The sequence below is a fragment of the Stenomitos frigidus ULC18 genome, from assembly GCF_003003795.1.
Lineage (GTDB): Bacteria > Cyanobacteriota > Cyanobacteriia > Leptolyngbyales > Leptolyngbyaceae > Stenomitos > Stenomitos frigidus_A.
This window is the reverse complement of record NZ_PVWK01000017.1, coordinates 19,817-32,854: the sequence shown is the minus strand read 5'-3', so window position 1 is coordinate 32,854 and position 13,038 is coordinate 19,817. Positions and strand designations below refer to the sequence as shown.

The following is a 13,038-nucleotide window of genomic DNA, read 5'->3' as shown; positions in this document are numbered from 1 at the left end:
CTAAAAGTCTGGAACCGCAGCTATTAGTCTAGCCAATACCGGCCATTTTGAACGCAATAGTCGTGCAAAGTTATTTTTTCCTTGCAAAGCACTCATCCTACATCGTTCTGGTCGCAGGACACTTAACTATATTGTAGCCGTCGATCGTGGGGTTCACGTTGGTTGAGCGTTTGTGGGTGGCTGAGGCAGCGTCTGTTGGCTAGATAGACGCTGCCTCAGCGTTTTATACACTGATTCAGACACTGTCGCTTTGAGTGCCCGCGCTAAGCGATCTTTTTTTTGTGCCAGCTTTAAGCAGTCCGCTTGAGGACAGAGATAGGCCGATCGACCCATGCCACTGTCCAAAACGACCAATGGAGACCCCTCCTGTGTGGACGACACCCGCACAAGGCGCCAAAATTCCTGCTTTAGGGCAACTTTGCGGCAGCTAATACAGCGTCGATAGTTGGGTTTCATAAGCAAACCTTCGAACGTCTTAGGGACGCTTCAGCGCATCATCTGATTCAACGCCAGAGCCATCGGCGGTTGCACCTGGTGCCTGCTCTTCATCGGCAAAAGCCTCATCAACGGCAGCTTGAGGAGCCATATAGGTATCGTCAGCAGTCTCCTGCTCTTCGTCTTCGTCTTCATAATCATCGTATTCGTCAGATTCAACAGGCTCGAACCGACGCCGTGATTCTAGAGCGGCTGCAATCTTTTGGTTCTCTGCTTCATAGTCATACTTTGCAGAATCCTTGATATCAATCTTCCAACCAGTAAGACGGGCAGCCAGTCGCACATTCTGTCCTTCTTTACCGATCGCCAGACTGAGCTGGTCGTCGGGCACCAGCACATGGGTTTGTCGTCCTTCAGGGTCAACTAGCCGAACTTCATCAACCCGGGCTGGACTCAGTGCATTGGAAATGTAGGTCGAGGGATCGGGCGACCAGCGAATGACATCAATCTTTTCACCGCGGAGCTCGTTGACCACGACCTGAATCCGCGATCCTCTCGCTCCAATGCAAGCTCCGACCGGATCAACATCCCGCTCGACCGTATCAACTGCAATCTTGGTGCGTGGACCCACAAAGCGAGACGGTGGGTTGGCTTCTCTAGCGACAGCGACAATGCGAACAATTTCGTCCTCAATTTCGGGGACTTCGTTGGCAAAGAGATAGACTACCAAACCAGCATCCGCTCTGGAAACCAGCAGTTGGGGGCCGCGATGTGCACCTTCAGACACCTTTTTCAGGTAGACCTTGAACGTTGCGTTTGCTCGATAGTTGTCATTAGGAAGCTGGTCGCGCTTCAACAGTTCCGCTTCGACCTCTGGTTGCCCAAAGCCGCTATTCACAGCCATGATGACGGACTGTCGCTCAAAACGTAGCACCCTCGCTTGCAGGACAGTGCCTTCGAGATCCTGGAACTCTTCTTGCACCAGCTTGCGCTGTTGGTCGCGTAGTTTCTGAGCCAGAACTTGCTTGGTTTGAATGGCAGCCATCCGCCCAAAATCGCCCTGATCCGGCGTTACGTCGAGTACGACGGTGTCTCCAGGTTGAGCTTCAGCGGCCACTTCCTGCACTTCTTGAAGCGCAATTTGATGATCAGAATTTTCAACGTCTTCAACGATCGTCTTCGCTGCCAGCACTCGAAACCCTTCTTCTTCCACGTCCAGTTCCACTTCAAAGTTGGCGAAGTATTCTTCGTCAAAGTTGGGATTGTCGATCCGCTGAGTCCGTCGGTAACGCTCATAACCCTTAAGCAAGGCTTCTCGCAGCGCTGCCTGTACTGCCAGCTTGGGCAGATTTCGCTCCCGGCTGATGCTATCAATCATGTCTCTGAGTCCGGGCAGAGTGACCATTGACATTTGGAAAGTCTCCGTAAGTGTGAAGGGGAAAGGATGAAGCGATAAGGACGGCCGTTGCAACGGGATCGGTGGGGAGAGACTAAGAGCCTGCGGCTTGAGATGCACTTAGGCTCTGAAGCGTTAGCTGCTAATCCGGTTCATCGCCATCAGTTAATTGAACCTTGGCTACCAGTGTACGAGGGATGGCGATCGCCCGGCCTTTTTGGTTAATGTGAACGGTGCCCTCATCCCGACGAATTAACTGCCCTGTCCATTCTTGCTGCCCTGCATGTGGTTCAGCAGTGGTCACAATGACAGGGAAGCCTTTGAAAGAAATAAATTCGCGATCGGTCGTCAAGAGGCGAGAAATGCCAGGGCTAGAGACCTCTAGCACATAGGCTTCAGGAAGAAGCTCTGTAGTATCAAGCGCTGTCTCTAGTGCTCGACTCATTTGTTCACAATCTCCCAGGCTGATGTCTCGCTCAGGGTGGCAGATGTCAATGCGCAAAACAGGAGGATCTTGGTGGGTGTGAAAAACAGCCCCAACGACCTGTAAACCGAGAGAACCTGCCAGTGGATGAGCCAGAGCAATGATTTGTGGAATGACCGGATGAACCATGAGTACCAATAAAAAAAGTGGGCGTAACCCACTTCCCACGAAGTTAAAACTTCACGAAGCCAGGAACAACCGCAGGGATTCCCTGCAGCGTTCTTGCCTAGTTTAGCTCATCAACCATCGAGTCGGCGCATAATTATTTCGACTGTAGGGACGTTACATGTAACGTCCCTACAGAATGGGACAGTGATAAACCATCACTCGGTCTCGATCAATCGATCCTAAAGTTGAAGGGGAGGCGGACGTAGACTCCAAGCGGATCGTTCATCGCTTTGAGTGCCGCTAAATCTGTCTGCAGTTTTTCGACTTGAACAGTGAGCGGGTCGCGGGATGAATGGCTCTGAGCCATCTGAGCCGCCGCATCATTCCCCAATTGCTCGAAGAATCGTTCTGGAAAGCTACGGGTCTTGGGATATTCTTCAATTTGCCAATTGCTGCCCAGTTTGGCGCGTTTAGCCGCATCCTGGATGGCTGCTTCAATGCCACCTAATTCATCCACCAAGCCCAGCTGTTTGGCTTTGAGACCCGACCATACCCGACCTTGAGCGATTTCAGCCACTTTGGTTTTAGTCAGCTTGCGGGAGTCGGCCACTTTGGTGAGGAACTGGTCGTAGATTTGATCGACTGATTTTTGCAGGATTGCCAGTTCTTGTGGGTTCTTGGGTCGAGATGTGGTTTGACTATCAGCGTAGCGTCCAGTTTTGACCGCATCCCAGGTAATGCCATTGGCATTGGCGATCGCTTGAAAATTGGGCTGAATACCGAACACGCCGATCGACCCTGTAATGGTGTTGGGCTCCGCAAAAATACGATCGCTGTAGGTCGAGATCCAGTAACCGCCTGATGCCGCAACAGAACCCATCGAAACAACCAACGGCTTTGCTTTACGAGTCAGAATGACTTCCCGCTGGATTACCTCTGATGCCGTCACGCTGCCACCAGGGCTATTGACCCGCAGAACCACTGCTTTCACATCGTTATCTTGCCGCAGTTGGCGCAGTTGTTTGGCCAGGCGATCGCCACCCACATCGCCTGCACCACCCTGACCGCTAACAATGTTGCCTTCGGCATACACAACAGCAATCTGATTTTTAGCGCCTCGTTCAATTTTGTCTTCGGCAACTTTGGCATAGGCTTTCAGGCTGATTTGCCGGAACGACTTGTTTTTGCCATCGGTAGCCGCGATCTGCTTCCAGTCTGCAACCACTTCATCCAGGTACGCCAACTTGTCGACCAAACGGCTTTTGAGAGCATCCGTCGCCATCAAAGTGCCCTGAGCATCAGCGATGCTTTGCAGCTGCGGTACCGTGAGTTTGCGGTCTTTGCCTGCGGTCGCGAGAAACTCAGCCCATAAGTCGTTGAGCAATTGCTGGGTTTGCTCGCGGCTTTCGGGACTGCGCTTCGTGAGCAAAAAGGGCTCTACAGCTGACTTGTATTTGCCAACGCGTGTCACCTGCACACCGATGCCAAATTTTTTCAGCGCACCCGCGTAAAACATCGTTTCGGAACTCAGTCCGTTGAGATCAAAAGAACCAATGGGATTGAGGATGATCGTGTTCGCAACCGACCCCAGGTAGTATTCTCGCTCGCGCCAAGCAATGTCATACGCGATGATTTTTTTGCCAGAGTCTCGAAAGCGTTGCAAGGCCTCCCGCACTTCTTTAAGGGTGGCAAAGCCAGCGCCACCTGCACTTTCTTCGTCTCCATGCAGATAAATGCCGACAATTTTGGGATCGCGGGTTGCCTCTTTGATGGCATCGAGCACCGAGCGGAGACTGATCGTGTCGTTACCCGGATTGCCAGACAGAGCATCCCCCAATGCCTGACTAGAGCTATTGCTGCGCTTTGCATCAGTGATGTTTGTGCCTAGATCAAACACTAGCACCGACTTGTCTTTGACTTGAGGGCCCGTGTCGCGTGCCGCGATCGCAATAATGATCGTTAGAAGCCCACTGATGCTCAGACCCAGAAAGATCAATAAGCCCAGTACAGTAGCGAGGGTGTTTTTCAGAAAGTCGCGCATTCAGACCGATTCCCAGGGTGCAGTGGCCATTCTTATCCTAATCACCTTCATCCTACTTGCCTTTATCCTACTCACTGTGTTTGCAGTCTGGCATCCAGGGTTTTCGCGATGCGATCGCGCGTTTCTTCCAAATGTGCCTTGGTCTCAGTGTCGGCGTCTTTACCCTGCCGTTGTAGGACACGATCGAGCGCGGTAGCAAGCTGCTTCAGTTCGTACCATGCCAACGTGCGGGCATCGTCGGGTGCCGGAGTCGTACGCAGCACCATACCGGTTAAAATTTTCAGATATTCACGCTGTAGCCCTCGACGCAGGCTGGAGAGTTTCAGTTTATCCTCCGGCTTGATCATGTCCTGCCAGATCGCCATTTGCAGCGTATTGAATAACTCCGGTAAGGCAAAGGCTTGACCAGACTGCGTTTTGAGGTCAGCATCGCGTAGACGCGCCAGACGATCGGGCTGGAGCAATTCACGTAGCACCACGGTTTGCAGCAGCAGGATGCGATCGTGAATGGGGTAATCGAGCGAGAAGATCTGTGGTTCTTCGCCCCAATGGCTCCAGCGAGACGGCGCTAGCTTATTCAAGAAGGCAGGGGAGAACCGAAATTTATTGGCGTCGAACACATGGGTTTGCAGCAGTGCCAGTGCTTGACGTTGCTTTTCGGCAGGCACGGGTTCAAATGGTAACCGTCCAGCCACATCGCCACCTTTAAAGCGGTTAAACGATTGTCCACCAACATACGTGGTCAAAAAGCTGGCGTACTGAAAGTAGTAGTCAAAAATTTCATCAAACTTCAGCCGCACGTCGCTAAAGCTCTCGCCTGCTATAGGAGAACTTTGATCCAGCCGCTGCCACATTTTTTGAGCATTTTCCATCTGCCACGGCGCATAGGTCAGCAGATCGCCGCTCAGATCAAACGGATTTGTCAGCGGGTCAAGTCCGGCGTAAATATCCTCATCGGTCGCATAAGCAAGTGCTGGTTCGGGTGCGCGTCCAGCAATTTTCTCCAGAAGTCGCGTTTCGCTTTGTGGTACCAGGGCATCAACCGGCGTGTAGCCATAGGCGATCGCCCATTCGTCGTATGGTCCGATCGTCTGGGTAAAGTAATCGCCCTGAGTTGCTCCCTGTGGTGCCAGGTTGACGGCGCTGTAATCCATCACTGAGGCGACTAAGCCCTTCTGATGGGTGATGGCGGGATCATTGAGTTCGGCTGGCGTCAGCATAGCGCTGGCTCGAAAGTTGTGACGGAGTCCGAGCGTATGCCCCACCTCATGAGCAATCAGCGATCGCAAAAAAGACTGCACAAACTGCTTCATTTCACTACTGCGAGGGGTGACGTTGTGCAGCATTGATAGAGACATGGCGCCGATCCCAAGCTGCCGTGTCGCTTCCATGCCGTAGCACAGGTCGTAGTTACCCAGTAGCTTTAGCCCCCGACTCACGTCGCGCGCTGGTTTCGCTGTCATGGATTGCTTCAAGAAGTAGGCTCCCATCCCATAGCTGCAAAGGCTGGGGTTACCCGTCAGCTTCATCAGTGCTGGCATCGACTCTAGTTGCTGCGACTGCTCCAGGCTGCGATATTGCTCTTTGGCGTAGCGCGCAAAGCTGGCATCAATCAGAATATCGGCATCAAGAATCTCCCCTGTTAGGGGGTTAACGCGCGATGGCCCCATACCGAGGAAGCCTGCGTCGAAGGAACTGAGCCAGCGAATTGTGTTGTACCTCACATCAGCCGGATCCCACTTAGCGTCATCTGGCATCTGGCGCACTTCGATCGCATCCTTAAAGCCCACTTGCTCAAACGCTTTGTTCCACATCAACGCACCGTCTCGCACCGCGTCTCGATATTCCAGCGGCACCGTGTTTTCAATCCAGAAGACGATCGGCTTCTCAGGTGGCGATAGCGTGGCCTTGGGCTCTTTCTTTTGCAGGTTCCAGCGCTGGATATAGCGCACAAACGGATCTCTCGGTGAGTCGTCGGAAAAATCTTGATAGGCAGTGATGAAATAACCGATGCGATCGTCGGCTAAGCGAGGACGGTAATTGTGGTTGCTCGGAAGGCGCGATAGGCTATAGCGCACCCGCAAGTTAAACGTTTTGCTGTTGGGCAACACTGACAGAATCGGTGGAGGCGTACCCTCCGCTCCAGCCGAAAAGCCATAGTTTGACTCCAGTTCCACATTCAGCGGAAACGCCTGCGCTGGACCAAACGAAGACTTACCCGCATCCAGGCTATACGACGAGCCAAGCATACTGGATAGCGACTGGCTCAATCCAGGCAAATCACTGAGAAACAGCGGACTGAGATCGACTAGAAAACTCTTGCGCTTGGGGTGCGTACTGCGAATGGGTAGCGCCTGTAAAACCGAGTCGCTAAACGAACGCTTGACCGATCGCTGGAGCGGATCACCCGGACGAGTGCGGAAGAAAACATTGGGCACCACAAACTGAAGCTTGTTGCCAACGCGACGAAAGGTAAACAGAAAATCTTCTAGCGGCAAACCACCATAAATGCCACCTTGCCCAATGCCCGACTCCATCGTGATCGTGCACAGATAGTTGACGTTCAGTTGTTCCGGCTGAATTTCGGCGTATAGCTTGCCCGCTGCCTCGTCTCGATAGAGCGTAAACAGCCCCTTGAGCTGCTTTGTCCCTTTTACAACCTGGTCAAAAGACGCTGGCTTAGACGACTCTTGATCCGTCTCCTCTGTGTCTGTCTTTGCCTTCACAAAATTGTCTATTTCACCTTGAGGCGCAGCTGTCGGCAACGACTGTTGAGCGATCGTCGCTGACGATTGCACCTCACTTCGAACGTACGCTGGCACCAATACCAGAAACAACCCGATTACAAAGGCAGCCACCAGCGAGATTCGTTTCATTAGCTTCAGCAACATACAAGATTGGGAGAATGCACAGAGCGTAGCCCAACGCTACTCTCAAAAGACGTAGTTCTCGAAGTTCGATCGGTTTGAGGATCTTAGCCCAAGTTGGAGAGAAGCCTGATGTCTGTATCGAAAAGGAGACATTCAGCCGCGTGTGATCGACAACCCACACTCCAGTCAGGTTAGCTAAACTTGACGCTTACTGCTGTGGCGATCGGTGCTTCAGAAGCATACGGGCAAAGGCACTCCTATAAACAAGCGCCGGAATGCTGTATCTTTAATCCGCAGCATAGTCAGTTCATTCAACTGATCAGCGCTAAGCTAATCGAGTATGGAGATAGGAACTGTCGTGGCACAGGTTGTTCTTGAAAATATCTACAAAAGCTTTTCGGGTCGTCAGGGTGAGCCGGTGGCGCCTGTTGCAGCAGAGCCATGGCTAACGCCACTCGGCAACAGCGGTACAACGGCAACGAAAGACAAAGCAAAACGATCGCACGCCACCAGCGTTCTCCGTGCCATCAACCTGACGATCGCAGACGGTGAATTCATGGTGCTGGTGGGTCCCTCTGGCTGCGGCAAAAGCACCCTGTTACGGCTGATTGCTGGCTTGGAAGAATTGACTGGGGGCAATATCTACGTGGGCGATCGCCTTGTCAATGAGCTTCCACCCAAAGAGCGTGACATTGCGATGGTGTTTCAGAACTACGCTCTGTATCCGCATATGACGGTCTATGAGAATCTGGCGTTTGGGCTGAGACGGACGAAGGTAGGTAGTCAGCAGTCAGCGGTCAGCGGTCAGCGGTCAGCGGTCAGCAGTCAGCGGTCAGCGGTCAGCAGTCAGCAGTCAGCAGCTTTAACTCAAAACTCGACACTCAAAACTCAAAACTCTCTCACCTCTCACCTCTCACCTCACTCCTCACTTCCCATCTGGGCTGAGAATCTTCTCATTGAAACGACTCGTAAACTGCCGAAAGGATTGCGGTTCCGGTCAGAGCGAGAACGATCGATCGATCAGCAGGTACGGTCGGTGGCGCAAATTCTGCAAATTGAACCCTTGCTGAATCGGCTACCCAAGCAACTTTCAGGCGGACAAAAGCAGCGGGTGGCTCTGGGGCGTGCTATGGCGCGGAACCCGCAGGTTTTTTTGATGGATGAACCGCTGTCGAATCTGGACGCCAAATTGCGGGCAGAGACGCGATCACAAATCGTCAAGCTTCAGCGGCAGTTAGGAACAACAACGATTTATGTCACCCATGATCAAACAGAGGCGATGACGATGGGCGATCGCATTGCGGTCATGAACGCCGGACAAATTCAGCAAATCGCCTCACCGCTGGAGTTGTATAACCGTCCTGCCAATCGCTTTGTTGCGGAATTTATTGGTTCGCCTCCCATGAATTTCCTGGCAGTTCAATTCAAAGCACCGTTGCTTCTTACCCATCCTCAATTTCGCCTGACGCTACCAGAAGTGTGGGCAGATGTACTCAAACCCTACGATGGTCAAACGCTGACGCTGGGCATTCGTCCAGAGCACTTCAACATCAGCGCTGCCGCACCGAAAAACCTGCCCGTACAGGTGGAACTGGTAGAAGCCCTGGGCAGCGAAACCTATCTTGCCTTGAGTCTCGTGGATGCCAGTGTCGAGACAGCGTTGCTACAGGCACGCATTGAACCCGATCGCCCAGTCCGTATCGGTGAGCAACTTTGGCTCTCACACACACCTGACAAAATCCATCTTTTTGACCACGAAGGTTGGGCGATCACGCCAAAGAGTCTTACTTAACCAACTAGGGTTTCATCAAGGTATCTCCCTCTTTAGGCACGTTACATGGAGCGTCCCTACAGAGGGTTAACCAGGTTCAAAGCATCCAGGCTTTTGCAAATGGTACTAAAGAGAGGACGCTTGGAGACAATCGGATTCATGCAGTCTTGCTGTAAGGCACGCAGTCGATCGACCGTTGCTTTTTGAACCGCAGAATCCTCTAAAACACAACGATCGAGCAGATCCTCCAGCAAACAGCCAAACGCTCTGACCTCTAACCACTCCATTGTCTGGGCGATCGCTGGATCAGTCGAGTCGTAAAACGAGGCAGCGCCAAAGTCTCCCAGTAAACTAGCGCCCGTTTCATCCACCAAAATATTGTGAGCGTAGAGATCGCCGTGCATGATGCCGCGATCGTGGAGATGTGCAGCGGCAGCAGCAATACCCTGAGCAATGCGTAAAAGAACCGCTAACGAAAAAACGGTGTCCGATGGATAGGTATCTCTTGTGCAGGTATCGAGATCAGGTGGATTCCCGAGATTTTTGTAGTGGGGCGGGATAAATGAAAGGACTAGTCCTGCCTTTTCTTCAGGACTGTGGGTGAGCTTGCCCAGCACGCTCACGAGATTGCCGTGTGCTCCAGCCGCAATACAAGCCCGCATCTCATCCGTTGGCAAACCGTCACTCGTAATCTCCCCTTTGAAGATCTTGATTGCCACGTCTGTTCGTTGAGATCCCGTCTGAGATTCTAGTTTAGCAGGCTTTGCATGCCAGATGCCCTTAGAGATGACTCCAGAAGCCCCTTGACCCAGCACGTCTTCTAGCGTTAAGTCCAGCCAACTAATCTCTGGTAGGGATCGCTCAGCCGATCTCGCAACCGTAGAGCAGGGGTTCCCTGCATACGCCAACCACGATAGGCGAGGCAGGGTAAACAACCAGTCGGGCAGTTCTGTAAGACGATTAGCTGCTAGTCGGATCAGCTCTAGATTCTGGCAAGCCGCCATTTCATCGGGGAGCGATCGCAGTTGGTTTCCCGCCAGCATGAGCTTCTGTAAACGGTTTAATTTGCCCATAGAAGCTGGTAACTGCTCCAGCTTATTAGCCGTCAGAATGAGCCAGCGAACAGTCGGTGGGAGGGCATCCGCTCCGCAACGCACAATCTGATTAGACTTAAAGCCAACCATAGAGAGCGCTGGACACTGCGACAGCACGTCTGGAACTTCCTCAAACGCATTGTTGTTGAAAAACACAATTTTGAGCTTCTTCAACTGCCCAAACTCATCTGGCAAAGACTTGAACTGATTGTTCGAAAGCTCCAGAACTTCTAAAGACTCTGCCAACGCAAAAATCTCCGATGGAAATTGGGTCAAGCCACAGGAAAGGTTAAGTTTTTTAGTACCCTCAAGCTGACCCGATCGAAGCAAGTGCAGCGTTTCCATAGATTCGTTCCAAAATGAGTTCACACGTTGGGTCGGCACCAGCATTTCCTGTAGAACCATTACCAACAGCCGTTCTACAGAAGGAAACAGTAGATTTGGAAACACCACTGATGCTGAGAAGGGAGGACACTTTTGTCTTAGCGGTTAGCTATCAGCTATCGGTTATCGGCTATCAGCTATCAGCTTTTGGAAACCAGTAAAAGGCTGACCGCTGACTGCCAACAGCTAAAAAATGGCATGATTCCTTGACAACCTTTTAGAGCTTGTTGAACTTACATCTTGCTGATAATACGCTGCACGATTTGAACCCCGCTCACTGCTTGCCAGGCAAACAAGCCAACGAGCACCACATTCAAAAAGATATGGGTGTAGCGTGCCCAATTTGCGCCCTTCTGCATAAACGGTGACAGCGAAGCAGAGACGGCAATCATTCCCGTCATCCCCAAGCCAGCCAGCAGATGAGACCCCACAAACAGCTTGCCGTTGTTGATGTAAGTGACGACCATCCCACCGATCGAACCAACCACCATCAACGCCAAGACCAGCGAACCAATCTGAAAGTGCTTGACGTTAAATTTGCCTTTAATCAGCTCTTTTTTCTCATCACCCGCCGCCGCGCGAACCTGGCGCACCTTGATACCCAGATACAGCGCGTATAGAGTCAGCGCAAACAAAACCCACATTAAGGCAGGGTGAAAAAACTGGCTCCAAACTTTAACAGCTTCAGGAATTGCAGGGCTCATAGAATCAAAGAATCGAGGGGTACTTCATAAAAATTAGCATGAAGGAGGAGGGAGTAGGAAAGGCTAAAGGCTGAAGGCTAAAAACATAGGGAGTAGGGAGTAGGAAAGGCTAAAGGATAAATGGTTGTTGGTTGTTGGTTGTTAGAAGACTCCTGACTCCTCTTTCAACTCAAAACTCAAAACTTTCTTTCACCCTTTAGCCTTCATCCCTCATCCTTTCCCCTCCTGCGGTTTCTGCATCATCTGTTCGACAAAGTTTGTATAGACATCGCCTCGCTGAAAGTCTGGGTTGTCTAGAATTTTTTGGTGAAACGCGATCGTGGTGGGTAAGCCAGTCACCGCACACTCACGGAGGGCTCGACGCATTCGTCTAATGGCAGCGGGTCGATCGCTTCCCCACACGATGAGTTTGCCAATCAATGAATCGTAGTAGGGTGGGATTTCGTAGTCGGTATAAACGTGAGAGTCCATCCGTACACCTGGTCCGCTGGGCGGGAGGTAGCCACTGATCCGTCCAGGATGTGGGCGAAAGTTGTGCTCTGGATCTTCGGCGTTAATACGGCATTCGATCGCGTGTCCACGCAGCACGACCTGTTCTTGTGTGAGGCTTAGCGGCTCACCCTGCGCAATCCGAAGCTGCTCAGCGATCAAGTCCAACCCTGTAATCATTTCTGTGACTGGATGCTCTACCTGAATCCGGGTATTCATCTCCATGAAGTAAAACTCGCCGGACTGATCCAGCAAAAATTCAACTGTCCCAGCACCCACGTAGTTGATTGATTTGGCCGCCATCACCGCAGCAGTCCCCATTTTTTCGCGTAGTAAGGGGGTTAGCGCTGGACTGGGAGCTTCTTCTAGCAGCTTCTGGTGACGACGTTGAATGGAGCATTCCCGCTCACCGAGGTGAATCACGTTACCAAACGTGTCTGCCAGAATTTGAAACTCAATATGGCGCGGCTTCTGCACAAACTTTTCTAGGTAAACACCGGGATTGCCAAACGCTGCCTCGGCTTCTCCCTGGGCGGCCGCAAAGAGTTTAGCCAACTCGCTCTCCTCTTTCACCAGGCGCATGCCCCGTCCACCGCCGCCTGCCGTAGCTTTGATGATGATGGGATAGCCAATTTTCTTGGCGATTGTCCGTGCCTCGGCTTCATCGGTCAACAAGCCTTCACTACCCGGCACCGTGGGTACGCCGACTCGCTGCATCGTCTTTTTCGCCGTGGACTTGTCACCCATCGATCGAATCGAGTCGGGAGACGGCCCGATAAACACAATCTGGTGATCGGCGCAGATTTCGGCAAAACGGGCGTTTTCTGCCAAAAAGCCATAGCCGGGATGAATGGCTGTCGCGTTGCGGGTTAACGCTGCCGCAATGATGTTGGGGATATTCAGATAACTCTTGCTGCTGGGCGGTTCGCCAATGCAAACGGCTTCATCCGCAAGCTGTACGTGGAGCGAGTGGCGATCGACCGTCGAGTGCACGGCGACCGTCGCAATCCCCATCTCCTCACAGGTACGAAGAATGCGGAGGGCAATTTCGCCCCGATTGGCAATCAAAACTTTTGAAAACTGCATCTCTTAATTTTTTGGTTCTGTATTGAGTAGAATAAACTCTTCTGTGAGCCGCTGGAAGAGGGAGGGGGGAGGAGGGGTGAAAGGCTTAAGGCTAAAGGAAAGTCTTGAGTTTTAAGACAGGTGAGGAGTGAGGAGTTTTGCCTTTTCAGCTTTGAGTTTCAAGTTCTAAGGTTTGA

At 52.0% G+C, this 13,038-nt stretch carries 9 protein-coding genes; 1 reads left to right on the top strand and 8 read right to left on the bottom strand.

From position 1 onward, the window contains the following. Positions 1-153: 153 nt before the first annotated feature. The 5 genes from C7B82_RS03655 to C7B82_RS03635 all read right to left on the bottom strand — a co-directional run bounded on the left by C7B82_RS03655 (position 154) and on the right by C7B82_RS03635 (position 7,340). Positions 154-456 carry a YlxR family protein gene (locus tag C7B82_RS03655; RefSeq protein ID WP_106254952.1) on the bottom strand — a complete coding sequence of 101 codons (303 nt, stop codon included), beginning with the start codon at positions 454-456 and terminating at the stop codon, positions 154-156. Positions 457-475: 19 nt separating this feature from the next. Continuing rightward, positions 476-1,846: a transcription termination factor NusA gene (gene nusA, locus C7B82_RS03650; RefSeq protein WP_181357337.1), complete on the bottom strand. Its 1,371-nt coding sequence runs from the start codon at positions 1,844-1,846 to the stop codon at positions 476-478. A 127-nt stretch (positions 1,847-1,973) separates the two neighbouring features. Further along, entirely contained in the window at positions 1,974-2,444 is a 471-nt protein-coding gene (gene rimP, locus C7B82_RS03645; RefSeq protein WP_106254950.1) for a ribosome maturation factor RimP, read from the bottom strand. A gap of 208 nt (positions 2,445-2,652) precedes the next feature. Further along, positions 2,653-4,464, bottom strand: a complete 1,812-nt coding sequence (gene sppA / locus C7B82_RS03640; protein WP_106254949.1) for a signal peptide peptidase SppA — start codon at positions 4,462-4,464, stop codon at positions 2,653-2,655. 71 nt (positions 4,465-4,535) lie between these two features. Then, on the bottom strand, positions 4,536-7,340 hold the full coding sequence (locus C7B82_RS03635) for a zinc-dependent metalloprotease (protein ID WP_106254948.1): 2,805 nt from the start codon (positions 7,338-7,340) through the stop codon (positions 4,536-4,538). A 550-nt stretch (positions 7,341-7,890) separates the two neighbouring features. Here C7B82_RS03635 and C7B82_RS03630 point away from each other — a divergent pair. Further along, complete coding sequence (locus C7B82_RS03630) at positions 7,891-9,126, top strand: ABC transporter ATP-binding protein (RefSeq protein WP_245939726.1); 1,236 nt, start codon at positions 7,891-7,893, stop codon at positions 9,124-9,126. Between the two features lie 56 nt (positions 9,127-9,182). Here C7B82_RS03630 and C7B82_RS03625 read toward each other — a convergent pair whose 3' ends face one another. The 3 genes from C7B82_RS03625 to accC form a co-directional block, all read right to left on the bottom strand. After that, on the bottom strand, positions 9,183-10,544 hold the full coding sequence (locus C7B82_RS03625; protein WP_106255104.1) for a leucine-rich repeat-containing protein kinase family protein: 1,362 nt from the start codon (positions 10,542-10,544) through the stop codon (positions 9,183-9,185). A gap of 272 nt (positions 10,545-10,816) precedes the next feature. Further along, positions 10,817-11,287 carry a DUF4079 domain-containing protein gene (locus C7B82_RS03620; RefSeq protein WP_106254946.1) on the bottom strand — a complete coding sequence of 157 codons (471 nt, stop codon included), beginning with the start codon at positions 11,285-11,287 and terminating at the stop codon, positions 10,817-10,819. Positions 11,288-11,497: 210 nt separating this feature from the next. Further along, positions 11,498-12,862, bottom strand: a complete 1,365-nt coding sequence (gene accC / locus C7B82_RS03615; RefSeq protein WP_106254945.1) for an acetyl-CoA carboxylase biotin carboxylase subunit — start codon at positions 12,860-12,862, stop codon at positions 11,498-11,500. Positions 12,863-13,038 lie beyond the last annotated feature (176 nt).